The following is a 25,168-nucleotide window of genomic DNA, read 5'->3' on the forward strand; positions in this document are numbered from 1 at the left end:
TCGTGCGGAGAACCGTAAAATGACGACAGCCAGCTCAAAGTTTTTGACATTGGACCACCTCATTCGGATTTCTCCGCGTTTGTAAGTGATCCAGCGTTACTTTCACATTTCGCTGGTTTTGCATATGATGGCCGTCACCGGTGAAAGACCCGGGGTTCGGATCAGGCCATGTTTGTAAGTCATGCTCAGGAGCGGGTAGCTGGTCCGCACCAGAGAAGGCAGCTTACCGGCTGCGCGGGTGATGTTCAGAGATGACTACTCATCCGGAACACGGGTTGATGTGCTCTTTCATCTGGAGCACGGGTTACAGAACTTCTGAAGGATGGTTTCCATCGTGGCCTTATCGTCATCCGCCAGCGTTGGAAGCAGCTTCTGCAGTAACTGCTCCTGAGCCGGGGAGAGATAAATCCGCTGGGCGGACCATCCGTCCATTACTGAGATCCCGCCATTATTGCCCTGATTTCTCAGCAGCGGGACATTCAGCTCTGTCTCCAGATAGTCGAGGTCGCGACGAACAGTTGACTTGCTGACATGGAATTCATCCATCAGCTCAGCTAACGTTGTATGGCGGACCTGCGAGAGATAATCTCTCATGGCCAGCTTTCGTTCTGCTTCTGCTGCCAACTGTTCATCACCCCCTCTCCCTATCTGATGTCTGAAGGATACCGGTCAAAGTGTTCAGCTCATGGACACTTTGGGAATCTTTCTGAAAAACTTTTCTGTATTATGTCAGCGCGATCCAGCGCTATTTCTGAAAGCCCCTCAGTGCTAATATGCGAAGTTCATTTCCCGGAAACCTCTAACTTAAATATGTGAGAAAGACTCAAAAATAAGAAAAGCCGCTCTGACGTCCTGTAATCGAATATCTGAACCTATATAAAAGGTTGGTTCAGAGTTCTGATCCCAAGCGCGACAGAGCGGCTTCTCATCGAGTAACTCAGCAGTATTCAGTTGTCAATGGATCTCATGCAGTGCTCTCAGGCGGCCTTGTTCTCCGGCTGGATGATGAACAGGTGCTCCTCGTGTCTGGCGGGGCACTTGATGTACATCGGGAACGGCTGCGTGAGAGGGGCCGGAAGTATGAGAGCGGTGCAGTTCTTCCTGAACTTGCAGTGGCTCTTATTCTCCGGACATTTGTAGGTTACTTTTTCATCCATAGGCTTTACTCCTTCCTCAGTGGATAAAATAAGGGCTGGGTAATCTGAGTCACGTTAATCGACTCATACATCCCAGCCCCAATCGGCTTCTACGACGCCCCAATCGGCGTCAGCAACATATATGTTAAACGGTAGCGGTAGTTCCGCAGTTCAGCTGAACGATTCTCAGCTCACCGTTCTTCGCTTTTCTGACCTTGACCTCTGCGTTGTCGGTATCCAGCATTGTCGTTACCTTTCTGTACAGGTCTACGGCTCGTCGTGTTTCATCTGCATCAGTTCTGCCCATCGGCACCCTCCTTACGTTTCTGTTCAATTATTGTCGTCCTCCCCGTTGTTGTAACCGTGCCATCTCATGACGTCCATGGGATCCTTGAAGTCATCCTCAGGCTTGCTCTCCGGTATATCAGAAAGCAGAACGTCGCGCCATTTCTTAGTGCCGATAACTGTTTCCTCTACGATCTGACCATTGTCAATCAACATCATCGTGAAGCAGTTGTTCGGTCTGGCGTTCAGAAGCTTCTCCTTGACTGCATTGTAGGTATCTTCATTCGTAAATACAAAGGTTGTCTTCGTGTCCTGAAAAACCTCAGGAGACCATGAATCTATGACGAAGTAGGACGCCAATCTTTCGAGCACACGTCTCTGGATAAAGCTCTTAGGCATTTGAGCACTGCTGGCCATGGGAAGAATATCAATATTCCATTCCTTGATGCCTTCAAAGATATCAACTCCAAATCGGAAATCCGGATAAACCCGATATCCATAGGGGGTTGTTATTTCGTCATCCAGCCCTCGAAGCTGTTGTACATAGACTTGAGCACCGCGTTTCAAAAGAGCTGAGGTGATAAGCTCACGAATACGATCCTCCTGCTGTCGTCTTTCGAGCATGCGCTTTCTGGCGAAATTCTGTTCTCGCTGAGGCGCTACGACAACAGCGTCAGATGTTTCAGCAACCGGCTTCAAGTCCTTGGTCTTTTCCTTGACCTCGTTGCACTGAGAAGCTGCTTCGGTACCTTCTTTTGGCCTCATGCCGTTGGCGTATAACAGGTTAGCGAGAGTGGCTTTGCTGCCCTTCGGAGCGTTGGCGGCGATTGCCTGCAGCAGTTCTACATCAAGCGGCTTCTTGAACTTGCCTGTCCGAATGCGGGAAAGCTTGGACGCATTGGTTCCGCAGAGGGCAGCGAACTCTTCAAGTGTTCTGCCCGCCATAGCCTCATCTATCAGTACCTTGAGTGCTTCGAAGTTCGGCAGAAGTTTCTGTTCCCAGTCAGACGGATCTGTAAGGAAGAAGAAAAAGAAGAACATCTTTATTACCTGCCTTTCATAATTTTGATATTTCTCAACTATCTGCAAGTATCATATCACAGCCATTTCAATTTTACAAGCAAAATGCGAAACAAATTTGCAAATAAATGAAAATATCATAAATATGAAAAAGAGCCAGCACAGCCATTCGCCATGCCAGCTCTTGAAGTTAGTCTTTCTTGTAAAAAGGTGTCTCATATCCGTCTGCCCGGAGGATCAGTCCCGGTGCCCAGTCCGGCGTCTGACCCATGATGTCGCAGATGGCCTGAAGATCTGTGTCCACAGGCGCTTCGATGATCAACTCGTCATGGACGTGAGCGCAGATGAAGCGGTCTGACAGGTTCTGCATGGCATTCGCAAGGACATCCCTGCTGTAAGCCTGAACGATATTCTCCACGAACTTCGGACCGTAACTTTCGACGCGGGTCCATTTCTTTGCCGTGTCAGTCCCTGCGTACGTGATGCTCTCGGAGCCATACTTGTTTGTACCGATGGACGGCTGCGGATAGACGATGCATCTGCCTGACGGGAGACGAATGAACAGCATTTGTGATTCCACCCAGATGTCGATCGGACCGACAGAGGTCTTTACACCCTTCTTTATGGCGGTCTTGATCGCCCGGTCGACAGTCCACCAGTATTCGACAATGCGGGGATTCGTGCCTCGCCAGCTGTTCACCAGCGGCTGGAGCTCGTCCTCGGTCAAACCCATCTCCAAAGCGCCCATCTGTTTCAACGCACCGACGCTGCCGCCATAGCCAAGCGCCAGTTCTGCGATTTTCCCTTTCTGCCGAAGCTCTCCGTTCACGCCATGCTTGACGACCGGAACTCCGAACATGTGAGAAGCGGACTCACAGTAGATGTCACCGCCAGTACGGAAGACTTCAGATCTCCAGGTCTCACCTGCAAGGTAGGAGAGGACCCGAGCTTCGATCGCGCTGTAGTCGGCCACGATGAACTTATAACCATCTCTTGCGACGAAGGCCGTCCGGATCAGCTCGGAGAGGACTGCCGGAATGTTCTCATATAATATAGAAAGCATTTCGTAGTCCCCGTCTTTTACGAGATTCCGCGCCTGTTCGAGATCCTGCATGTGATTCTGCGGCAGATTCTGCAACTGGATCAGCCTGCCAGCCCACCTCCCTGTGTGAGTGCCCCAGAACTGGAAGAGGCCTCTGCACCGTCCATCCTCACAGACCGCGTTCTCCATGGCCTCATATTTTTTGACGCTGGATTTGCTGATCTGCTGGCGGAGGACAAGAACCTCTGCAACTTCCGGTGATACAGTCGGAATCAGAGCGGCCACCTGCTTCTTGCCAAGAGACTCTGCATGGACACCCTGACTGATGAGATACTGCTTCATCTGGGCCACGCTGTTCGGGTTGTCAAGGTGGGTCATGACCTGCAGTTTCTCTGTCAGAGAGTTTTTGCTGATCTCGCTGATCTTGATGGCATTTTGTACCATATCCGGATCGATCAGGATACCTCTGTCGTTGATCGTCTGATCCCTCCAGTACTGCTCCCAGATGAAGTCCGGGACGGGGAAGCGGGAGAGCTTCTCATAGATCTGCACTTCGACTTCTGTGTCGCGCTTGTTGTACGATTTGAAGAGCTCCCACTTCTCCGGCGCATCTTCCGGTGTGTGCCAGCACCTGCCGCCATTCGCTACCGTCGGTTTGCACGGGGTACAGAAGTACCGGATCAGGTCTTTACCTTCCTTCAGCTTCTGTTTTTCAAACCCAAGGACAGCACCGACGCTTTCCAGAGAGAGCGGGAGACCAAGGTAACTGGCCCATACCATAGAGCAGTGCCAGCCATGCGGGTCCAGGTATCCGCCAACCGTATCGTCGCCGGTGCCATAGCCGTGAAAGAACTCCGGATGCCATCGCCTGAGATACACGGAGGTGGCGATCCTTTCGAAGACCGCGTTGTGCGCCAGCTTGATCACGTTCGGATCGACCAGAGCTTTCAGGATTTCCTCGGGCGGTTCCTCCCCGTTTGCGATGTCATACACGACAGTCGGTCCGCCATCTACTGATACGGACAAGAGAAGCGGTGCCCAGTCCGGCGACTCCGTGTACCTGTAGACTCCTGCCTTGGCGATGTTCACCGAGGAACGCGTCTCATAGTCCAGCAGAAGCATCCTTACTATTTTGTTTTTCATTCTTTTGACCTTTCAATATGTGGTTATCTTTGGGTGATTATGTTTTCATGGTGACTCTCCACGATGAACTCTCAGGAAGTAAAGGGGCAGCAGATTGCTCCGCCACCCCCATGAACCGATTAATTCAGAAAATCATCCGCGCCATCAGCTGCCTTGAAAGCGGCGAAATCTTCAGCGGCAGAGATCTGAGAACCGAGCGGAGTCCCATCTTCCAGCTTCTGGATGTTATTCAGGCTGCAGGCAATTCCGCGATTTCCGTTGACGGAGAACGCATAGAAATTGATAGAAACCCTTCCGATGATGCCGGAGTAGAGCTCGGAGGTATCCGTGATGGGATTGCAATGTGCATCCACCACACCCGGCTTTCTCGGATTGTTGGCATTCAGGAAGAAGGCATTCTGATATGCGGGGTCATCCGGACGCTCCAGATCGCCGTCGCGAAGAGGAGTCTTGATGGCTGCCAGAGGCGGTACAGTTCTTCCGTTGCCTTTCAGCTTACCTTCACCTTCCTCATAGGCCGCCTCGATCGCCTTGTGAATCTTGTCCAGCGTATCCGTATCATCCTTGCTGATGATGAGAGAGGCACTGTATTTCGGCTTGCCTCCCGGTGCTGCTTTCGGCTCATTGACATTGAGGTACGAAAGAACGGTCTTCGGCCCAGTTACAACATGTGTCATCTTACTCATAACTTTTTCTCCTTGTTTGTGCTGCCTCACATGAGGCGTTTTTGCTTCTTGCCCGCTCTCATGGGGAACAATCAGTCCCCCAGCGGGCTTGTTACCATATTCAGTTGTTGTCAGATGCTGTTCACTTGATGCCGTATGATCAGCCAGCATCCTTGAAGTCCTGTTCGGCAGAGCTCCATTCAGGACGCCTGTCTGACTCCGGGACCAGTGTCGGCTTGCCTTTCGGCTTCACGATGTACGGCCCGAGAATCTCATCGAACTTCTCAGCTCCCAGCAGCTTCTGCATCTTGCCAATCCCAAGGATCTGCCTGTCGTAAGGATCGTATCCGGCTCTCTTGACTGCTTCAGCAGCCTGTACCTTATCGCGGTATGTGCGTACCGATCGTCCTTCAACCAGTTTGAAACCTGGGATTTCTGTGCCTTCCGTAGCCTCCTGCAGGGCAGCTTCTTTCACATCGTTTGCCCATGTGATCAGGTCATCCAGCTTCGGAAGAAGCTCTGCCAGCTCTGACGGACTCATCACCGATGCTTCCCGGAACTCCGCTCGTGCGATCGCCAGCTGTACGTCTGCTCTGGTCTTGCACGTTCCGGAGATCTTGCAGAAGCGGCACCAGTCACCGGCTTCGAATTCACCAGCTCCCTGACATGCGAGCTCTGCCTTCGGACGGAGAACTGTCTCTGCCCATTCCAGCAGCTTGGCTTTCGACATCGTGAAAGTGTCGTAGTGGCTCATCCTCGGCTGAAAGATCGAAAGCTTCACGGTATCGAAGCTGTACAGGCACTCGAAGGTGTCCAGCGCTCCCAGCGCGTAGCACATGAGCTGCGTGTTGCCGTACTGACTTCCGTCTTCACCCGATGCCGGAACCTCAACGCCTCTGCCGTACTTGAAATCGATGATGTGCAGGACCTTGTCCGACACGATTACGCAGTCACCGGTGCCAAAGCCATCCTTGACCCATCTGCTGTAGTCCAGATGCTGTTCGACATACGCCTTTGCGTCCGGTCCATCCTCAGCAAGGCTGTCCATGCAGAAGTCTCTGTATTTCTCAGCGCATTCCTGCATCTCGGCATCGTAGTATTCCAGATCTTCTGTTGGATCTCTGACCGTGTATCCGAGTGCCTTCTTAAGCAGGTATTCGCAGAGGGTGTGTGCGCAGGTGCCTTCCTTGCTGTAGGTGGTCTGCACATCCGGGAGCTTCGCGTTGATGAGTGCTGACGGTGTGCAGTGCGTCCAGCGGTTGGAAGAGGAAGCAGAGAGTATGGCGTGTTTATCCGGCATTGGTCAGTACCTCGGCTTGTGCCACGACCGCTGCGTAGTCGCCTTCCTTCAGTTCCGTGATGTTCTTCGCTCCGTGATCCTTCAGGATCTGGATCACTTCATCGCGATGACCATTGTGAGCTGCGTTTGCCAGCACTCCGCGAACATCCTCGGTGGTGTACTTCTTGCCGCTCGGTTTCTCTGCGGGTTCCTTCCCTGCCGGTTCGGCTGTGGTCACCGGTTCAGCATCCTTCGGTTCGGCTGCCGTCGCGGGTTCCGCTGCTTTCACGGGCTCGGTTGCCTGCACAGGCTTTGCTGTCGTCGCAGGCTTTGCTGTCGTCGCAGGCTTTGCTGCTGTTACAGGCTTTGTCGCTGCTTCTTCGGGAGTCGTGCCCTGAACGGCCAGTCCTGCCTGAATCTTCTGAAGTCCTGCAATCACTTCTGCAAGTCCTTCTGCCATGAGGTTCATAGGATTTCTCCTTTCTTGTCTGCTCACCGCTGTGGGTGAGGTGCTTTGTCATTGTCCCTTCACCATATATGGAAGAATTAGCGGTCGTTTTTATGACGTTTAGGCGGATTTTTTTACAGGCAGAGTGTGTCGCTTCCCTATTTAATATGCGCAGCATGGCGGTACAGATGGAGCAGCGCAGAGGGGCAGTACGGCGGGAGATAGGCGTGGATGATGAACGGAAGATAGCGAGAGAGTACGCGACGTATGAGTTGCTTCTTTATATAATGCGGAACCTATGCGAGAGAAGTTTGTCCCATTCTCTGGGACAGTCCCGGTTTTTCTGAAGAAACTTTTCAAAACCGTCATAATTTCAGCCCCTAATTCTTCCATACAAGGTGAAGGGAGATGGTTCTCTTCAAGACAACCTGACCGGAGCCGAAGTTCCGGAGAATTCGGAGGAAATCATATGTACAGAGTGAAGCAGTTTATGTCTAAGGTCGGCGATGTGTTCTTCCCGACGTACGAAAGAGATGTCGATGATGCGGCAACCGTACAGGCAGGTGGCACAGGGATCTGCGAGAGCGCCTGCGACGGATGTTGTGAAGATTGCGAGGACAGGAAGCCGGACGACACGAGAGCACTGGTTCGTCTCGAAGGAGAGGGACTTCTCATCCGTCTTGATGGGGACAGCGTCGTGATCGGAACAATCGGCAAAGAGAACACCGTTGCTCTCCGCAAGGCACTGGAGTTCGCTGTGCAGGCGCTGAAGGATGCGGAGGCAGGAGAGAGCGAGGTCTGGTACGGACACAACTCTGAAGAGAGCACTCCAGACGAGACCGATGCCGATCCCGCAAAGACCGACGTCGATTCCGATGCAGAAGATCAGTACGACCCGTACGAAGCACTTCTGAAAGCTGTTCTTAGATGCGCGGATTGTGATAAGGAGGACCCGACACATGGCTATGCAGACTGATAACCCAACCGCAATCACGGATGACTACAAGCTGAAGATCGCCACTGCCAACACGCGTATGGCGAAGAAGTGGAAGAATGGCGAGATCACCTGGGGAGAGCTGAACAAGGCTCTCTCCAAGACAAAGGTCACAACGGAAACGCTCGATGAGTATCTTCATATGAAAAAGGGCGATCAGGACTCCATCAAGGACGTCGGTGGTTTCGTCATGGGGCATCTCGCAGAAGGACTTCGCAGGGCAGGTCATGTTCTGACGCGTTCCGCCGTGGTTCTGGATATGGATTTCGGTTATCCCGGAGTTCTGGATGATCTGGACCTGCTCCATGGCTTCTCATACGTGGCCTATGGCACACACAAGTGCAGCGCGGAGAAGCCGAGACTCAGGATCGTCATTCCGACCAGCCGTGAGATGACCGAAGAGGAGTATCCGGCAGTGGCACGTATGGTGGCGAAGGAGATCGGGATCGACCTGTTCGACGACAGCACCTACGAGCCGCACCGTCTCATGTACTGGCCGTCTACACCGAAGGACCAGACCTACATGTATCGGCGTACCGACAGGGAACTGCTCGATCCGGATGTTGTTCTTGCCAAGTACGATGACTGGCACGACATCAGCACATGGCCGGTCAGTTCCCGGCAGTCCGTCGTGATGAAGAAGGAAGTCACGAAGCAGAAGGACCCGCTGGAGAAGAGTGGACCGGTCGGCGCGTTCTGCAGGGCATACCCGATTCAGGACGCGATCGAGAAGTTCCTTCCTGACGTGTATGCACCGAGCGCTGTCGCTGGCAGGTACGATTACATCCCCGGCGAGAGTTCTGCAGGCGTCCAGATCTTCGATGATAAGTTTGCGTACAGCCATCACGCGACGGACCCTGCCTGCGGGAAGCTGATGAACGCCTTCGATCTGGTCAGGACGCATAAGTTCCCGGACGAGGATGAGAAGAAGTCCTTCGATGAGATGGCGGCATTTGCTGTGGAGGACCCGAAGATCAAGGCAGAGCTGATCAACGAACGCAACCACAGTGCAGCGGCTGACTTCGCTGAGTTCTCGCACACGGACGAGAGCACAAGCGCGGATGAGAGCACAAGCACAGGCGAGGACACAGACGGGGATGAAGGCGCAGACGGGGATGAGAACACTAGAGCTTCTTCAGGTGGAGATGCTACCTCCGGGGGAGGACCTACGTCAGGCACCCCAGCTCCAGATGCATGGAAGGCAAAGCTGCAGCTCAACAGGAGAGGACAGCTCATCAATAACGTCTACAACGAGATCCTGATCCTGAAGATGGACAAGAACATCCAGAGCTTCGGCTACAACGAGATGGCAAACATGGTCCAGATCACAGGTCCGGTCCCGTGGAAGCGTCCTAGCGGCACCAAGTACTGGACGGATAAGGACACCGCACAGATCAAAGCTTACGTGGATATCTGCTACACAGCCTTCTCAGAGCGAAACTTTGACATCGCCTTCACGAAGGTATCGACCGACAGAAAGTTCAACCCTGCCAGAGATTATCTGGACAACCTCCCAGCATGGGACGGCACGGAGCGTATACCGACGCTTCTCATCGATACGTTTCAGGCAGACGACACGGAGTACGTGAGGGCTGTCACCAAGAAGACACTGACTGCGCTGGTCACCCGCATCTATGAGCCGGGAACCAAGTTTGATACGATGCTGGTCCTTTCCGGTGATCAGGGTATCGGCAAATCCAGTTTCTTCAAGGATCTGATCGGGCCGGAATATTTCTCCGACACACTGTCGCTGACTGACATGAATGACAAGACCGGCGCTGAGAAGCTGCAAGGCTACCTCATCATCGAAGTGGCAGAGCTGGCAGGCATGAAGAAGGCGGACATCGAGAAGGTGAAGTCCTTCCTGAGCACGTCGGATGATAAGTACAGACCTTCCTATGGTCATGTGGTCGAGTCGCATCCCCGTCAGTGCATCATCGTCGGAACGGTCAACGGTAAGGAGCAGGGTTTCCTTCGTGACATCACCGGCAATCGCCGTTTCTGGGTGGTGAACCTTCATCAGTCGGAGCAGCGGGTAAACTTTCACTTCTCAGATGCTGATCGGCAGCAGATCTGGGCTGAGGCCAAGCACTACTACGAGGCTGGCGAAGAACTGTACCTTCCTGACTATCTCATCCCAGAAGCTGAGGCAGCACAGAAGGACGCTATGGAGATGGATGACCGCAAGGGACTCGTCGAGAACTACCTTGACTTAAAGCTCCCTGCCAACTGGGACAGTATGGATCTTTTCGCGAGACGTCAGTACGTACAGGATCCGGACAGCCCGACCGCACCCAAGGGAGTCGTGCAGCGCACGGAGGTCAGCAACGCAGAGATCTGGTGCGAGTGCTTCGGACAGGATCTCGCCAAGATCCAGCAGAGAGACTCTTACCAGATCGCAGCCATCATGAAGTCCATTGATGGGTGGGACAGGCCTGAGGGTCGCAGGCGCATCAAGGGCTATGGCAGGCAGAGAGTGTATGTGCGTACCGCCTCAAACACCTCTGACAGGGGTGTCGATAGCGCCTCTTGAAGGGTCAAAACTGGGACAGGCTCAGGCTTGTCCCGGTGCTGTCCCACCTCCTGTCCATGCCGCAAACCCGCATAAAATAAGGCTTTTCAGCCCTTTGGGACAAGTGGGACAACCTCTCTATACAGAGTAATAAATATTTATATATAGGGGAGTATAGGGATGAGGAGCACAGACGACAAACACGCTATTTATTTTTTTGGACTCGTTTTGGCCTGTCCTGTCCCACCCCTATTACAGCCCAGAATGAGGAGAGCTAGATGAGTAAGAAGAATATCACTAACCAGGTATATGGTCAGAAGAAAATATCCGAGCACATGATCGAGCAGCATCTTGTGAATGAGGTGAAGAAGCAGGGCGGCTGGGCACCGAAGTTTGTCTCGCCCGGTACGAACGGAATGCCGGACCGAATTGTCCTGATGCCGTACGGCCACATCGGTTTCGTGGAGCTAAAGGCTCCGGGTGAAAAGCCCAGACCGCTGCAACTGTACCGGCATCAGCAACTCCGTGATATGGGCTTTCAGGTCTTTGTCATGGACGACTTCGATCAGGCACAGATGATCATCGATGCGATAAGAGTTAAGGAGAAGAAAGATGACACATAAATACAGCGAACTGCATGAGTACAGCGAACTGCATGAGTACCAGATGGCTTGTATCCGCTTTATCGTAGAGCATCCGATTGCTCTGTTGATATTGGAGATGGGACTAGGCAAGACGATCATCACTCTGTCAGCCATCCGGTATCTCATGAGCAAGGGCAAGGTGCATAAGACACTGGTAATTGCTCCCTTGAGAGTTTGTCAGAAGGTCTGGCCGGAAGAAGTGAGGGTCTGGCAGCACACGAAGGACCTAAGGGTCTCACTTATCACCGGAGCGCCCAAGAAACGTGAGGCAGCGATAGAAGCGGACACAGATCTCTACGTTTGTAACCGCGAGAACACTGCTTGGCTGGTCGACTACATGGAGGAGCACCATGCAGGCGAGATCTGGCCCTTCGACATGGTTGTGATCGACGAACTGAGCTCTTTCAAGAATGCCATGAGCAAGCGGTGGAAAGCTCTCCGCAGGGTACGTCCTTTCATCAAGCGCATGGTAGGCCTCACCGGAACACCGGCATCCAACGGTCTGGAGGACCTGTTCGGTGAAGTAGGCATCCTGGACGGCGGGAAGAGGCTGGGAAGGTTCTTCACCCGCTTTCATAATGAGTACTTCCGTCCGTGTGAGTTTAATCCTTACACCGGGCAGATCTATAAATATGAACTGCTTCCCGGTGCTGACGATCGCATCTACGACGCCATCGATGATATCACGATCAGCATGAAGGCTCTCGACTATCTCGATATGCCGGAGTTGGTTACGGTTGATCACGAGGTCTCCATGAGCCGATCGGAGCGGGCAAGATACGAAGAGCTGAAGGATTCACTTGTCCTGACCGTGGATGGCGAGATCATTGATGCCAAGAATGCGGCAGTCCTTTCCAACAAGCTCCGACAGATGGCCAGCGGCGCTGTTTACAATGACGCGCATGTGCCGCTCATGATCCATCAAAGAAAGCTGGAAGCACTGGAAGATCTGATCGAGCAGGCAAACGGCCAGACAGTTCTCATCGTGGACTGGTTCCAGAGCGACCATGACAATATCCACTATTACCTTGAGAAGGATGGCTACGAGGTCCGCGACCTGAAGACCGCTGACGATCTCGACGACTGGGATGCAGGCAAGATTAACATCGGCCTCATTTCACCGGCATCTGCTGGACATGGCCTGAACCTGCAGCACCAGTCGCATCTCATGATCTGGTACTCGCTGCCGTGGTCCCTTGAGCTGTATCAGCAGACCGTGGCAAGACTCTGGAGGCAGGGACAGAAGGAGACCGTTATCATGCATCGCATTCTCTGCGAGGACACGATCGATGAGCGGGTTGCCAAAGCCCTGAGCGACAAAGCTACCACACAGGATGATCTTATCAAGGCAGTCAAGGCCGAGCTCGGTGATGGAACAGGAGGTGCCATCGCATGTTGAAGCGGAACGTTGGCGATCCTTACGAGAATCTGGCGAACGCTATCGTCATGCAGGCAGTTTACGATTACCGCGCCTGTCTGAGGCGGCTGCATCGCCATCCGAAGAACAAAGATGCCCAGATTGAGAAGGAGGAACTCTTATCCTTCTTCCACTCTGACTGGTACACGACATTGACCTCGATTCCGGCAGATTATCTGATCGACAAGCTGGATCAGGAATTTGCCGATAAGATTTCAAAAGAAAGGAAGAAGCATCATGGAAGCTAAAGAATTTTTACAGCAGGCTTTTAGCATAGACCAGCAGATCAAGTCCAAGAATCAGCAGCTTGAAGCGCTGAAGGCTCTGGCGACGAGTACCACACAGGCGATGAGCGGTATGCCGGGATCACCGAACCGTAACATCCATAAGATGGAGAACGCCATTGTGAAGATGACATCGCTAGAAGATGAGATCCGCGAGGACATCGTAAAGCTGGTCAATCTGAAGGTGGAACTGAAGCATGTCATTGATGGGGTGAGAAGACCGGAATATCGGCTGATTCTTGAAGAGCGGTATCTCTGTTATTTTACTTGGGAGGAAATTGCGGATGACCTTCATTGCAGTGTCCGCTCTGTCCAGACCCTTCACGGCAAGGCACTGGAAGCGGTGAAGGTGCCGGAAGAGTATCGCGCTGCATGAGTGTCACACAGACTGTGTAGCAGATAGTGTGCGGCAGATACCGTGCTGCGGATACTGTGCATCAGATACCGTGTAACACATACCGTCACATGGAGCAAGTCCAAGAAGTCCAGACATAAAAAAGTCTGCACGTTTTTGCGCGATTTGCACGAATTTGCGCGATTTGCGCTATTTTTCATACTGGCTACTATGATAGTATATAATCGAACAAAGAATAAAACGAGGGCCTTGCAGAGCACATACTCCGCAGGGCCTTTTCGTTTCCCTCGCGAGGGTGGACGCGAGGTGCCGGACGGATACAGCCTTTACTCCTTTCGCTGTACCCGTCCTTCTTTGTTCCTTAAATAAGCTTTATTCATGATCGGTGCGAGGCTTGGAAGGACCAAGGTCTGGGACAAGTTCAGAGCCGCAGTAAGAGCAGATGAGCTTTACAGCATGGTTAGCCCAGACGTTATTCCTCTTGCAGTCCTCGCTGTTTTCTGCATTCGGGCAGACATACTTGATCTTGCTCCTTCGCTTGGAGTTCGGATCAACACGGCGGTACTGGAAGGGCTTGATATTGATTTTAGCGCAGTATTTTTTCGCTTCCTCATTGAGAGAAGTATGAGACCAGCCGTATGTTTTGTCTTTGCTGCAGATAAGTCCATGAGACTCAGCCTCTTCTTTGAAGTGCACGTTGTGATAACGGCCATGGTTGCTGCAGTCAGGTATGTTCCGAATAAAGTTTGAAAGGTGGCACATTTCGTGAAGAAGTGTTGCCGAGACCTCTTCCGGAGGGCGGGAGATGGTGATTGCAGAGATATTGATCTCATATTTGCCGTCACCGTTTTCATCATTCTGCCAAGCTTCATAAGCTGTGAAATGGCCATGAGCACCTCGGGTAGGGGAGATGGTAAAGAAGACATCCGGCAGGTTGCCGTCCCAGTAGTGATTGTTGAAGTCTGTGAAAAGGCGCTTCAGTTCCTTTGTGTAATCGATTGAAGTTTCGAGCTCTTTCATGCGAACCTCCTTATTTCTACTGCATATTATAACACAAAACTAAATGGTACGTGTTAAAGAAGGTAAAAGCAATGCCACATAAACCAAAGCACCCCTGCGCACATCCCGGCTGTCCGGAGCTTGTGCCGTATGGAGAGAAATATTGTGAGAAGCACAGGAAGATGCACCCGGAAGAGGTGCGGTCGGCAACGTCCCGAGGCTACGGTTCCAGGTGGAATAAAGCCCGGAAGATGTACCTGGCTGCACATCCACTTTGTGAGCAGTGCCTGAAGGAAGGCAGGTACACTAAGGCGACAGTGGTCGATCACATACAGCCTCATCGTGGTGATTCGGAGCTCTTCTGGAATCCGGATAACTGGCAGGCGCTTTGCAAACCCTGCCACGACAAGAAGACAGGAGAGTTCGACAGCAGACCGGAATACAAGTATTGAAAATGATATCAAAAAGTGATATCATCATCTCATGAGTAGCAAGAATAAGAAAACCTGGGACGCGATCTTCACTGATCCTGTAAAGTCTGACATTGAGTGGCATGACATCGAAGCTCTCTTCGCAGCAGTTGGTGCAGAGATCACGGAAGGGAACGGATCGCGAGTCAGGGTGAAGCTAAATGGTATACGAGCCGTTTTCCATCGACCGCACCCAGAGAAAGTCACGGACAAAGGAGCTGTGAAATCGGTGCGCAGGTTATTGCAGGAAGCGGAGGTGACGCGAGATGATGTATAAAGGATATGAGGGAATAGCAGAGTTCGATGAGGACGCCCACATCTTCTCCGGTGAAGTGCTGGGTCTCAAGGACGTCATTACGTTTCAGGGTGAGTCTGTCTCTGAATTGGAGCAGGCCTTTCATGATTCTGTGGACGATTACCTTGAGTGGTGCAGTGAGGATGGTGTCGATCCTGAGAAACCATATTCAGGAAAGATGTTGCTGAGGTTTGATCCGAACCTTCACAGACGTGTGGCTGCTGCTGCAAAGAAGAAAAAGATGTCCGTGAATAAGTTCATGGAAAAGGCTGCAGAAGATGAGTTGATGCAGGGCTGAGCCTGTCGGGTGAGAAGCGCCCGGAAGAGTAACAACATAAGATTGATGACAGAGCATTCGAGAGAGAAATCTCCCGAGTGCTTTTTTATTGGGATTTTGTGTTCAAACGCTGTGTTCGTGTTCATGGGGGAGGTAAAAATCTCTACGTGCTCGAGCCTCAGGGACCGGCGCCCCCTCTTGCGTTGATTTCCGCGAAATTGATACCCCGGGGTCAGACGGCCGCCGGACGGGTCCCGGAAAGGTACATTTCACGTGCAATATCCGCATAGAATGCGGATTTGTTTGAAAAATTGATAACTTTTACAGGCAGTGTTGGAGCAAGATCCGCCACTGCTTTTTTCATGCCCAGAAGTCCTTTGTTTCCAAGGCCTCGGGCATTTTTGCGGACAGGAGAACAGTATGGAAGACATCGAAAGAAAGCAGGATCTTTCCCTGTTCCTCGAGTCCTGTGCGAAGCGGTTCTGTCCGGAGTGTGGGAAGCCGATCGAAGGGAATCGGCGAGGCAGGCCCAGGTGCTTCTGCAGTAACCGCTGCCGCTGGACATTCAACAAGAGGATGGAACGGGAAAGGAGAAGAGAACGTGAAGACAGCAACGTTAAAAACAATACCAGTGAAGGATCTGAAACCGGCAGCCTACAACCCGAGAAAGAAACTGAAGCCGGGTGATAAAGAATACGAGAAGATCAAGAACTCCATTCAGGAGTTTGGCTTTGCGGATCCTTTGGTTGTGAATGCCGATATGACAATTATCGGAGGACATCAGAGACTGACTGTTGCGATGGATCTCGGCTACACCGAGGTTCCCTGCGCAGTCGTCGACATCGATAAGACCAGAGAGAAGGCCTTAAACATCGCGCTCAACAAGATCACAGGTGCGTGGGATGAAAACCTCCTTGCCGATCTTCTGCACGATCTTGAGGCGAGCGACTTCAACACCGCGCTCACCGGCTTCGAGCCTCCGGAGATGGAGCAGCTCTTTAACAAGGTGGCATCGAAAGAAGTCAAAGAGGATGACTTTGATGTGGACGAGGAACTGAAGAATCCGACCTTCTCCAAAGCCGGGGACCTATGGCTCCTGGAACGACACACCGTTTTCTGTGGCGACTCCACGGATCCTGCTTCCTACGAGAAGCTGATGGATGGTGTGAAGGCAAACGTTATCGTGACGGACCCACCTTATAACGTAAATGTGGAGGAAACGGCAGGGAAGATCCTGAATGACAACATGGCCGACGAGGACTTCTACAAGTTCCTGCTTGCTGCCTATACCTGCATGCATGACAACCTCGCCGATGACGGTTCCATCTACGTATTCCATGCAGATACGGAGGGACTGAACTTCCGCAGGGCATTTGCGGATGCAGGCTTCTACCTTTCCGGCTGCTGCATCTGGAAAAAGAACGCACTGGTCCTGGGACGCTCTCCCTACCAGTGGCAGCATGAACCGTGCCTGTTTGGCTGGAAGAAGGGCGGGAGGCATGAGTGGTACTCGGACCGGAAGCAGACCACCATCTGGGAGTATGATCGTCCGAAAGCATCCAAGGATCATCCGACGATGAAACCGGTGCAGCTGATGGCATATCCAATCCGGAACTCCTCGATGACAAACGGAATTGTTCTGGATCCCTTCCTCGGATCCGGCTCTACCCTGATTGCCTGTGAGCAGACCGACCGGATTTGTCGAGGCATTGAGCTGGATCCCAAGTTTGTGGATGTCATCGTAAAGCGCTACGTCGAACAGGTCGGGAACTCCGATGATGCGTATGTACTTCGTGACGGCCAGAAGCTCACGCTCGATGAAGCGATCGCGGCGATGCCGAAGGAGGAGAGCGCATAAGCAGGTATACATCCGCCAAAAGCTCTGCCTGATCTTTGTTCATAATTCCTGCCAGTATGAGTTGCTATTGCGGCGCTCCTGAGTGATGTATGTACTACCAAAAGAAAAGGAGGCACATGCCATGAAAGCAAACTACAACCTGACAGGAACTAAGAGAAAAGAGCTTGTTAACGCAATCGCAGAGATCACCGGAGAGAAAGCCGACTACAAGCGGATGCCGACCTGCGCCTACGAGATCGGAGACATCACGGTTGACAAGGACGGATCGGTCACTTGCGAAGATGAGGAGAAGCTTAAGAAGGTGATGGAAGCACTGAACGAGAAGGGATTCACCGCTGAGGGTGAGCAGGAAGATGGTAAAGCAGAACAACCTGAGCAGGTAGCAACTACAGAGAAGGAGAACGCTACCGGGCAGGAACCGGCGCTGACAATCAGCCTTCCGCTTGCATCCGCAAACATCGATACGCTTAAGAACCTGATCAGCGCAAAGGAGAGCCTCATCAAGAAGGCGCTCGGGATCACCGACACCCAGATCAACATCACGGATGATAAGATCGAGTTCCCTTGGTTTGACCGCGAGCTTACCTCGGAAGAGGTAAACGCCTACACCAGATTTCTTTCCTTCCTCTGCAAGCTTTCCAAAGAGGTGAACCGCTGCAGCGGAAAAGAACATCCGGCAGTCAACGAAAAGTACACCTTCCGCTGTTTTCTTCTCCGGCTCGGATTCATCGGAGCTGAGTACAAGGAAGACCGCAAAGTTCTCCTTAAGAACCTGACAGGAAGCTCTGCCTTTAAAAACGGCGCACCGGCAAAGGAGGTGCTCTCATGAGGATGATAAGTGAAAAGAGACTTAGCGCTTTGCGGGAGGAATACCCGCAGGGCACCCGTGTGGAGCTTCTTCAGATGGACGACATCCAGGCACCGCCAATCGGCACAAAAGGAACTGTCTATGGTGTCGATGACACGGGATCCTTGCTCGTCCACTGGGATAACGGTTCAGGACTAAGCGTGATCTATGGCGAGGACATCGTGCGGAAGGTGGTGGACTGATATGGATGAGAAGATCAGGCAACAGATTATTGCGATTCGAGACAGCGGCCTTACGAACATGTTCGACCTGCCCTACGTGCAGCGCCTCGCCTTCGACCGGAACTACTACGATCTGGTGCTCTTTATTGAGGAGCACCGGGACGAATACGTCCGCTTTATTCTTCATGGAGATGTCAGATAAGCACAGGATTTTCGGTACATCTTTGTGCAGGTTATGAGGCTTATTTCCTTGCTATATATCGCCTGCAGAGTGATATATGTACATGCCAAAGGAAAAGGCAAACAAGCACAAAGCAAGGAGGACAAAGCCATGACGAACATTTTTGAAGAAACCTACAACACCATCGCAGAAGTAAAGAAAGCCTACAAGGCAGCCACCTCAGCAGAGGAGAGGGATGCCGCAAGAGAAGCCGCGAAGGCGACCGAGGACAGGATCGACGAGCTAGGCGACATTGCCTGGAAGATCTGGAGAGCCTACGAGAAATCAAGGGACAACGAGAACGAGATCCTCGACTTCGACGACATCATCTGGGACAGGGATGTGGAAGCCCTCACCGCCTGCATGAAGGAGAACGGCATCAAGGCCTTCACCTACTCCTGCAGGGCAACGGATGCAATCGAAACCTTATGGCTTTTTAAAGAGGCAGGCTGCACAATCGGCGAGATGGTTGAGGTCAACCTCCGGAAAGACCTCTGGGGCAAAGGATATGAAAAAGGCCACGCCTTCAAGATGATCCTGAATTAAGGGAATTGGGAGGGCCCTGAAGAGGGGCCTTCCACTTCTGGAACACGGAAAGGAGACGAAGGCCATGACAAGACAGAAAAAGGAAATCCTGAAGAAGATTGACGAAATCGAAACATTTATTGCCGTCGATGATGAGCTTGGATGCGGAATGGCGCCTCCCGGTGCTTACGATTCTCTGTACGAGGAAGAGAACCGGCTCTGGGAAGAACTAGCGCACTTAAGCCATTACCCGGATGCCATATCGATGCAGATGGATCCGAGAGGCATCGCCGGAGCGGAGGTGCCATTCAAGTAAAAAGAATCGGGAACGGAGCCCTTATGAAAGGCCCTGTTCCTCGTACAAATACACACAATTTCTTCCGCTGATCTTTGTCACATATATGTGTTGGTTCTCCTTGCTTTATATCCGGCGCAGAGTGATATATGTACATGCCAAAGGAAAAGGGCACTTGAAAGAAAACGGAGGAAAAAGACCATGTGGAAAAAAGGAAGCATCAAAATTAAAAGCCAGATATTCACCTACAGCGCGAAGGTCTACGGGCATCCGAGCGAGGACTACGGAATCGATGGCGGCAAGATCAGCAAGCTTGAGATCCGCTTCGGAGGAATCCCGGTTGCAAGATACGACAGAGGCTGGGATATCGAGCCGGAGACAGAAAACGCGCAGCTTGCGCTTCTTATCATCCTGTACGATCTAAACTGACAAGAAGGCGCTGAACAGAAAGCAAATAAGTTAAATCCGGGAGGAGAGCCACACGGCTCTTTCTCTCGTTCATATACACCACATGGGACAGGATCGCTTCGGCGGTCCTTTTTTGATGGACAGAAAGGAGGTGTTCCCTATGGCAACCAGAGGAAGAAAGCCAACTCCAACCGCAATCAAGGAGTTGGAAGGAAATCCCGGGAAAAGAAAACTGAATGAGAATGAGCCAAAGCCAGAGCGGAAAGCACCTGCCTGTCCGAAGTGGCTCGATAAGGATGCCAGAAAGGAATGGCACAGGCTGGCAAAGAAGATGGAAGCCATCGGTGTCCTCACCGAAGTCGATATGGCTGCCTTTGCTGCATACTGCCAGTCCTATGCGAGATGGAAGGAAGCCGAGGAGTTCATCACAGAACACGGCACTCTTGTCCGGACACCTTCTGGCTACTGGCAGCAGGTTCCGCAGGTCTCCATCGCGCAGACCTACATGAAGCAGATGGGAAAGTTCGCGACCGAGTTCGGTCTGACTCCGGCATCAAGGTCAAGGTTGATCGCGGATGCCGGGAAGGCAACGCCGGGAGATGAGATGGAGGAACTCTTGGGAGGTGATCCTTAATGGAGGAGAGACCCAAGGAAATGCCAAAGCTGAACGATTATCAGCCGACCCGGTTTATGCTTCCAACGTCCCACTATGATGCGGCGAAAGCGGACCGGGCGGTGATGTTCATCGAAATGCTCCGCCATACCAAAGGCAAGTGGGCCGGAAAACGCTTCTGGCTCCTCCCTTGGCAGGAGAAAATTATCCGGGATCTCTTTGGAATCGTAAAGCCCGATGGAAACCGGCAGTTTCGGACAGCCTACATCGAGATTGGCAAGAAGAATGGAAAGTCGGAGCTTGCCGCAGCTGTGGCCTTGTACCTGCTGTATGCGGACAACGAGCCGTCTGCAGAAGTTTATGGCGCTGCCGCAGATCGCCAGCAGGCATCGATCGTTTTTGATGTCGCCCACCAGATGGTGAACATGACACCGGCGCTTTTAAAGCGCTCCAAGATCATGGCAGCCAGCAAGCGGATTGTGAACTACTCGAACGCCGGATTCTACCAGGTGCTGTCCGCAGAGGTGGGAACGAAACATGGACTGAATGTTTCTGGTCTTGTGCTAGACGAGGTTCATGCGCAACCGACACGAAAGCTGTATGACGTTCTAACCCAAGGCTCCGGTGATGCGAGAGAGCAGCCGCTATATTTCCTGATTACTACCGCCGGAACCGATAAGAATTCGATCTGCTACGAGCTGCACCAGAAGGCAAAAGACATCCTCTCCGGGCAGCGTGTGGATCATACGTTTTATCCAGTCGTCTACGGATTGGAAGAAGATGAGGATTGGCACGATGAGAAGAACTGGTACAAAGCAAATCCAAGTCTCGGGCAGACGATTGACATTGAACGTGTCCGGGAGCATTACCACGAGGCAATGGAAAATCCGGCGGAGGAGGCGGTGTTTAAGCAACTCCGACTGAACATGTGGGTATCTTCAACGACCGCCTTCATTCCGGAGCAGGTTTTTGATCGGGGCAATGAGCCGATTGATCTGGACAGTCTCCGGGGAAGGGAATGTTACGGTGGACTCGACCTTTCGAGCACCGGCGACATCACAGCACTGGTTCTGATGTTCCCGCCGAGAGATGAAACGGAGAAGTACATCTGCCTGCCATTCTTCTGGGTTCCGGAGGACACCATCCCAATCCGGGTGCGAAGGGCTTCGGTTCCCTACGACGTCTGGGTGAAGCAGGGATATATGAAGGCGACGGAAGGAAATGTGATCGACTACAACTTCATCGAGAAGTTCATCCTGGATCTCTACAAGATCTACAACATCAAGGAAATCGCGGTTGACCGATGGAATGCGACTCAGCTCATCATCAATCTTCAGGATGACGGCTTGACGATGGTGCCCTTTGGACAGGGCTTCAAAGATATGTCCGCCCCGACCAAGGAGTTCTACAAGCTGATGATGGAAGGAAAGATCATCCACGGTGGTAATCCGGTCCTTCGGTGGATGGCCCTGAACGTGGTAGTAGATCGGGACGCTGCCGATAACATCAAACCGACGAAGGCGAAATCACCCGAAAAGATCGACGGTATCGTTGCATCGATTATGGCGCTGGATCGCTGTATCCGGCAGGAACAAGCAGAGAGTGTTTACGACAGCCGAGGGCTGATCACATTTTGATGGAGGAAGTATCGATGGGATTTAACGATCTATTTCACAGAAGGAAGGCAAGAGCAGATCCGCAGGACATGACATCTGGGAGCGTGTACCGGGCTTACTACGGACACACCTCCTCCGGAAAGACCGTGACGGAGCGAAGCTCCATGCAGGTGACCGCTGTGTATGCCTGCGTCCGGGTGCTGGCAGAGGCCGTGGCAAGCCTGCCCTTACACCTCTACAAAGAGGAGGACGGCAGCAAGGTAAAGGCAACGGATCATCCGTTGTACTTTCTTCTTCACAGTGAGCCGAATGAGGAGATGACGGCCTACACCTTTTGGGAGACGCTCCTCACACACCTTCTCCTGTGGGGTAATGCTTATGTACAGATTATCCGGAATGGAAAGGGCGAGATCACCGCGCTGTATCCCCTGATGCCAAACCGCATGACGGTGGACCGCGACGAGAACGGCCACATCTATTATCAGTACCTCTGGTCCAAGGGATCCGATGCACCGACGATGAAAGAGACGATCGTCAAGCTCTCTCCCCATGAGGTGATGCAGATCCCGGGCCTTGGCTTTGATGGCCTTGTGGGATACAGCCCGATTGCGATGGCAAAGAACAGTATCGGTCTTTCGATGGCCTGTGAAGAATACGGCAGCAAGTTCTTTGAGAACGGTGCAGCGCCATCCGGTGTTCTCGAGCATCCCGGCATCCTGAAGGATCCGGAGAAGGTACGGGATAGCTGGCAGGCAGCCTTTGGCGGCAGCCAGAATGCCGGGAAGGTGGCAGTCCTCGAAGAGGGCATGAAGTATTCGCCGATCTCCATCAATCCGCAGGAGGCGCAGTTTCTGGATACCCGAAAGTTCCAGATCGATGAGATTGCAAGGATCTTCCGGGTGCCGCCGCACATGATTGGAGATCTTGAACATGCGACTTTTTCTAACATTGAGGAACAGTCGCTGGAATTCGTGACGTACAGTCTGCAGCCGTGGCTTGCCAGAATCGAGTCTGCGATCTCAAGGTCGCTTCTTACCCCGGAGGAGAAGAAGATCTACTATGCGCGTTTCAACGTGGATGGTCTTCTTCGCGGCAACTATGAGAGCCGCATGCAGGGATACGCGACTGGCATCAGTAACGGCTTTTTGTGTGTGAACGATGTCCGGCGCTTAGAGAACATGGACCTCGTGCCCGACGAAGAGGGCGGGAACCTGTTTCTTGTAAACGGAACCATGACGCCTCTTCGGAGTGCTGGCGCAGCCTACCAGAGCGGTTCTGGAGGTAGTGATCCTCCGGAGCAGGATGAGCCCGATGAAGAACCTGAGGAAGATACCGAAAACAAAAAGCCCCACAGAAGGGGAAGGAGGAAAGTTTGAAACAGAAAGGTAGTGGGTAGGGTATACCTACCGGCATAACAAATAAGCCATCTTTCGGTGGCGCGAAAAACTGAATATAGACACAACACCTAATCAGGAAGCAGCGGCAGGCTCGTCTTTAATGGTATAGCCTCTTTGCTTGAGAAGATTAAGTGCCTGTGAAGTGGTCAAAACCTTGTTCTCTTTCACAGGCCGTTGTTCAAGAAAGCCTTCAGGAGTGTAGGGATTTAAATCTGAGAGCATGTGCCAGATAGCGGTCAGGAGCATACGACAGATAGCGATGATGGCTTTCTTGTGACCACGGCGTGCTTTTATGCGTCTGTAGCGAGAGACGAACTCGGGATGCTTTTTGGATTCGTGAATTGAAAAAGTAAATTCCAGTGCAGAAGTAAATTCTACTACATCTTAAAAAACTGCATTTTTTTAATATTTCAGATGCAATTCTCGTTTGAAATACATATAATTAGGATAACTTCTCCGACAAAAACCTAAATTTAGGCATACTTGGTAAGCCGCTGGAAATGCAGTATGCGAGACTGAATTCCACCAGCCACATCGAAAAAATGTGAAAAGTTTACTTCCAGTCTGACAGCAGATTTTTGTCTGGTTAGTTGTTTCGAATCAGCTTAGGCGAGAGTTTGACTTCATCCGGGTCAATGCGTCTAAGCTGTAGTTTTTTTAAGACATCTTCGCCGTATGTCTCGGCAGCAATGTCATAGGGTGTACGCCCGTTCAGGCTTTTTCGAGGCGTAGAGTTTATGTGATTTACGATCAGTTTGACATCCCATTGGGTCAAAAACGAAAAGCTGGTACCTTTGGGCAGGACCATTCGCAGCATGGTATGAACATTCTCCACACCACCCTTCTGGCAGCTTCTCATTGGATCACAGAAGTAGATACTGGTGCGCTCGATGCCTTGGATCCCTGTCTCAAGATCCTGTGGTTTCCCGAATTCGATTCCTCTGTCCGTCAGGATCGTACCGAATAACCGTGTGAACTCATAAGTTCCAAGCCTACCTTCGAGATGGTTAAAAACAAGGCGTACGGCTCCGGGAGTACATCGATTCATCAGGAAGGCCAGAAACAGTCGCTCCTGCGTAAAATAAAAGGTCAGTAGACACTTTCGACTGTCCCTTGTGGATTTTACGGTATCCATTTCGACCCATTTTGGAAGCTGCAGTTTCTGGAAACAGTCATAGGTTCGCCCAATGAAGACCTCTCGATCGGTGATCTGAATTTTGTGGCACTTCCTGGGCTTAAATTTCGTTTTCCGCTTGAGGTCAATATTTCTGGCATAGAAAAGGCCGTCATTGATGTACTGGTACAGGGTTCGTACAGACATATCGATCTCCGGATGATTCGTCAGGATCTGATAGGGAGACTGGCCTTGATCGATCAGAGGAGATACGACCCGGTCAATGGCTTGTAGCTCCTTTCGTGTGCGGTTGATGCCGACTCGTGAACTGGAGAGCAGCTCGGTATATTTCCGGTCCGCAAATCTGGCATCATAGCGGTACTTCTGGCTGATATGGCACTTGGATGGTGTGAGCTGCTTAGGACATCCATTGCAGACATAGGGTGCCCTATCGAGGCGCTGACAGCGTTCTCGCTTGAAGTCCGGGCAGTGCTGATTGCAGGTTGGGCACGAGGCACACTTGATCCCGCAGCGAATGATCTTTCCACATGCATTGGTCTTCCTGCAATGATAGCGATGCTCACAGAAATTCTTCAGGTTTACGAAGAGGCCATGATCTTTCCACACGCTGAGACGGTGAGCCTTGACCTCCTTTGAGATGGTGGTTGGATCCTTGCAGAGATTCTTAGCGATATCCTTGAAGGTACTACCTTCGTTCAGCTTATTTTCAATGTACAGTCTGTCATTGAGTGTCAAATGTTTTTGATTGCCTGGTATTAACTTACTCATTGATTTCCTTCTACTGCTGTCAGAAGGACAGGGCAATCA

At 51.9% G+C, this 25,168-nt stretch carries 29 protein-coding genes and 1 pseudogene; 19 read left to right on the plus strand and 11 right to left on the minus strand.

All coding sequences use genetic code 11. The features are described 5' to 3' along the window. Positions 1–288 precede the first annotated feature (288 nt). The 8 genes from ACTNDI_RS08540 to ACTNDI_RS08575 all read right to left on the minus strand — a co-directional run bounded on the left by ACTNDI_RS08540 (position 289) and on the right by ACTNDI_RS08575 (position 7,039). Positions 289–624, minus strand: a complete 336-nt coding sequence (locus ACTNDI_RS08540) for a DeoR family transcriptional regulator (RefSeq protein ID WP_441100564.1) — start codon at positions 622–624, stop codon at positions 289–291. Positions 625–977: 353 nt separating this feature from the next. Then, on the minus strand, positions 978–1,157 hold the full coding sequence (locus tag ACTNDI_RS08545) for a hypothetical protein (RefSeq protein ID WP_441100565.1): 180 nt from the start codon (positions 1,155–1,157) through the stop codon (positions 978–980). A gap of 124 nt (positions 1,158–1,281) precedes the next feature. After that, positions 1,282–1,443 carry a hypothetical protein gene (locus tag ACTNDI_RS08550; RefSeq protein WP_441100566.1) on the minus strand — a complete coding sequence of 54 codons (162 nt, stop codon included), beginning with the start codon at positions 1,441–1,443 and terminating at the stop codon, positions 1,282–1,284. 23 nt (positions 1,444–1,466) lie between these two features. Then, positions 1,467–2,462, minus strand: coding sequence for a hypothetical protein (locus ACTNDI_RS08555; RefSeq protein ID WP_441100567.1), 996 nt, complete (start codon positions 2,460–2,462; stop codon positions 1,467–1,469). A 169-nt stretch (positions 2,463–2,631) separates the two neighbouring features. Further along, entirely contained in the window at positions 2,632–4,626 is a 1,995-nt protein-coding gene (locus ACTNDI_RS08560; protein ID WP_441100568.1) for a DNA polymerase, read from the minus strand. Between the two features lie 119 nt (positions 4,627–4,745). After that, positions 4,746–5,312, minus strand: coding sequence for a DUF2815 family protein (locus ACTNDI_RS08565; protein WP_441100569.1), 567 nt, complete (start codon positions 5,310–5,312; stop codon positions 4,746–4,748). A 139-nt stretch (positions 5,313–5,451) separates the two neighbouring features. Further along, on the minus strand, positions 5,452–6,591 hold the full coding sequence (locus ACTNDI_RS08570; protein ID WP_441100570.1) for a DUF2800 domain-containing protein: 1,140 nt from the start codon (positions 6,589–6,591) through the stop codon (positions 5,452–5,454). Beyond that, a complete protein-coding gene (locus tag ACTNDI_RS08575) occupies positions 6,581–7,039 on the minus strand; it encodes a hypothetical protein (protein WP_441100571.1) in 459 nt (152 codons plus the stop codon). The genes ACTNDI_RS08570 and ACTNDI_RS08575 overlap by 11 nt, the downstream gene beginning before the upstream one ends. A gap of 448 nt (positions 7,040–7,487) precedes the next feature. Between ACTNDI_RS08575 and ACTNDI_RS08580 the strand changes: the two genes are divergently transcribed. The 6 genes from ACTNDI_RS08580 (at position 7,488) to ACTNDI_RS08605 (ending at position 13,245) form a co-directional block, all read left to right on the plus strand. Continuing rightward, positions 7,488–7,994 carry a hypothetical protein gene (locus ACTNDI_RS08580; RefSeq protein WP_441100572.1) on the plus strand — a complete coding sequence of 169 codons (507 nt, stop codon included), beginning with the start codon at positions 7,488–7,490 and terminating at the stop codon, positions 7,992–7,994. Then, on the plus strand, positions 7,978–10,545 hold the full coding sequence (locus ACTNDI_RS08585; RefSeq protein WP_441100573.1) for a VapE domain-containing protein: 2,568 nt from the start codon (positions 7,978–7,980) through the stop codon (positions 10,543–10,545). Before ACTNDI_RS08580 ends, ACTNDI_RS08585 begins: the two co-directional genes overlap by 17 nt. A gap of 257 nt (positions 10,546–10,802) precedes the next feature. Continuing rightward, the gene (locus tag ACTNDI_RS08590; protein ID WP_441100574.1) at positions 10,803–11,147 is read left to right on the plus strand and encodes a VRR-NUC domain-containing protein; all 345 of its coding nucleotides are present in this window, start codon (positions 10,803–10,805) and stop codon (positions 11,145–11,147) included. Then, positions 11,137–12,567, plus strand: a complete 1,431-nt coding sequence (locus ACTNDI_RS08595; protein ID WP_441100575.1) for an SNF2-related protein — start codon at positions 11,137–11,139, stop codon at positions 12,565–12,567. Before ACTNDI_RS08590 ends, ACTNDI_RS08595 begins: the two co-directional genes overlap by 11 nt. After that, on the plus strand, positions 12,561–12,833 hold the full coding sequence (locus tag ACTNDI_RS08600; protein WP_441100576.1) for a hypothetical protein: 273 nt from the start codon (positions 12,561–12,563) through the stop codon (positions 12,831–12,833). The genes ACTNDI_RS08595 and ACTNDI_RS08600 overlap by 7 nt, the downstream gene beginning before the upstream one ends. Continuing rightward, positions 12,823–13,245 (plus strand): sigma factor-like helix-turn-helix DNA-binding protein, encoded by a 423-nt coding sequence (locus ACTNDI_RS08605; RefSeq protein ID WP_441100577.1) that lies wholly within the window; start codon positions 12,823–12,825, stop codon positions 13,243–13,245. The genes ACTNDI_RS08600 and ACTNDI_RS08605 overlap by 11 nt, the downstream gene beginning before the upstream one ends. Positions 13,246–13,596: 351 nt before the next feature. On the opposite strand, the gene ACTNDI_RS08610 is transcribed toward ACTNDI_RS08605, so the two are convergent. Next, on the minus strand, positions 13,597–14,244 hold the full coding sequence (locus ACTNDI_RS08610) for a SprT-like domain-containing protein (protein WP_441100578.1): 648 nt from the start codon (positions 14,242–14,244) through the stop codon (positions 13,597–13,599). Positions 14,245–14,315: 71 nt separating this feature from the next. On the opposite strand from ACTNDI_RS08610, the gene ACTNDI_RS08615 reads away from it, so the two are divergent. The 13 genes from ACTNDI_RS08615 (at position 14,316) to ACTNDI_RS08675 (ending at position 23,205) form a co-directional block, all read left to right on the plus strand. Then, entirely contained in the window at positions 14,316–14,675 is a 360-nt protein-coding gene (locus ACTNDI_RS08615) for an HNH endonuclease (RefSeq protein ID WP_441100579.1), read from the plus strand. Between the two features lie 31 nt (positions 14,676–14,706). Further along, positions 14,707–14,970: a type II toxin-antitoxin system HicA family toxin gene (locus ACTNDI_RS08620; RefSeq protein ID WP_441100580.1), complete on the plus strand. Its 264-nt coding sequence runs from the start codon at positions 14,707–14,709 to the stop codon at positions 14,968–14,970. Continuing rightward, entirely contained in the window at positions 14,960–15,286 is a 327-nt protein-coding gene (locus tag ACTNDI_RS08625; RefSeq protein WP_441100581.1) for a type II toxin-antitoxin system HicB family antitoxin, read from the plus strand. The genes ACTNDI_RS08620 and ACTNDI_RS08625 overlap by 11 nt, the downstream gene beginning before the upstream one ends. Before the next feature lie 580 nt (positions 15,287–15,866). Then, positions 15,867–17,123: a site-specific DNA-methyltransferase gene (locus ACTNDI_RS08630; RefSeq protein WP_441100582.1), complete on the plus strand. Its 1,257-nt coding sequence runs from the start codon at positions 15,867–15,869 to the stop codon at positions 17,121–17,123. A 121-nt stretch (positions 17,124–17,244) separates the two neighbouring features. Continuing rightward, complete coding sequence (locus ACTNDI_RS08635) at positions 17,245–17,952, plus strand: virulence protein (RefSeq protein ID WP_441100583.1); 708 nt, start codon at positions 17,245–17,247, stop codon at positions 17,950–17,952. Next, positions 17,949–18,173: a DUF4314 domain-containing protein gene (locus tag ACTNDI_RS08640; RefSeq protein WP_441100584.1), complete on the plus strand. Its 225-nt coding sequence runs from the start codon at positions 17,949–17,951 to the stop codon at positions 18,171–18,173. The genes ACTNDI_RS08635 and ACTNDI_RS08640 overlap by 4 nt, the downstream gene beginning before the upstream one ends. A 1-nt stretch (position 18,174) precedes the next feature. Then, the gene (locus ACTNDI_RS08645) at positions 18,175–18,354 is read left to right on the plus strand and encodes a DUF5049 domain-containing protein (protein WP_441100585.1); all 180 of its coding nucleotides are present in this window, start codon (positions 18,175–18,177) and stop codon (positions 18,352–18,354) included. A 129-nt stretch (positions 18,355–18,483) separates the two neighbouring features. Further along, on the plus strand, positions 18,484–18,918 hold the full coding sequence (locus ACTNDI_RS08650) for a DUF7698 family protein (RefSeq protein ID WP_441100586.1): 435 nt from the start codon (positions 18,484–18,486) through the stop codon (positions 18,916–18,918). 64 nt (positions 18,919–18,982) lie between these two features. Continuing rightward, positions 18,983–19,213 carry a hypothetical protein gene (locus ACTNDI_RS08655; RefSeq protein ID WP_441100587.1) on the plus strand — a complete coding sequence of 77 codons (231 nt, stop codon included), beginning with the start codon at positions 18,983–18,985 and terminating at the stop codon, positions 19,211–19,213. Between the two features lie 180 nt (positions 19,214–19,393). Beyond that, complete coding sequence (locus ACTNDI_RS08660) at positions 19,394–19,621, plus strand: DUF7678 domain-containing protein (RefSeq protein ID WP_441100588.1); 228 nt, start codon at positions 19,394–19,396, stop codon at positions 19,619–19,621. 139 nt (positions 19,622–19,760) lie between these two features. Continuing rightward, a complete protein-coding gene (locus ACTNDI_RS08665; protein WP_441100589.1) occupies positions 19,761–20,234 on the plus strand; it encodes a phage terminase small subunit P27 family in 474 nt (157 codons plus the stop codon). A 20-nt stretch (positions 20,235–20,254) separates the two neighbouring features. Beyond that, on the plus strand, positions 20,255–21,850 hold the full coding sequence (locus tag ACTNDI_RS08670; RefSeq protein WP_441100646.1) for a terminase large subunit: 1,596 nt from the start codon (positions 20,255–20,257) through the stop codon (positions 21,848–21,850). 14 nt (positions 21,851–21,864) lie between these two features. Next, entirely contained in the window at positions 21,865–23,205 is a 1,341-nt protein-coding gene (locus ACTNDI_RS08675) for a phage portal protein (protein ID WP_441100590.1), read from the plus strand. 93 nt (positions 23,206–23,298) lie between these two features. On the opposite strand, the pseudogene ACTNDI_RS08680 reads toward ACTNDI_RS08675, so the two are convergent. Then, positions 23,299–23,559, minus strand: a pseudogene (locus tag ACTNDI_RS08680) (IS110 family transposase); the annotation flags it as partial. A gap of 253 nt (positions 23,560–23,812) precedes the next feature. Then, positions 23,813–25,129 (minus strand): IS30 family transposase, encoded by a 1,317-nt coding sequence (locus tag ACTNDI_RS08685; protein ID WP_441100591.1) that lies wholly within the window; start codon positions 25,127–25,129, stop codon positions 23,813–23,815. Between the last annotated feature and the right edge of the window lie 39 nt (positions 25,130–25,168).

Source organism: Bilifractor sp. HCP3S3_D3 (genome assembly GCF_052063915.1).
Taxonomy (GTDB): domain Bacteria; phylum Bacillota; class Clostridia; order Lachnospirales; family Lachnospiraceae; genus Bilifractor.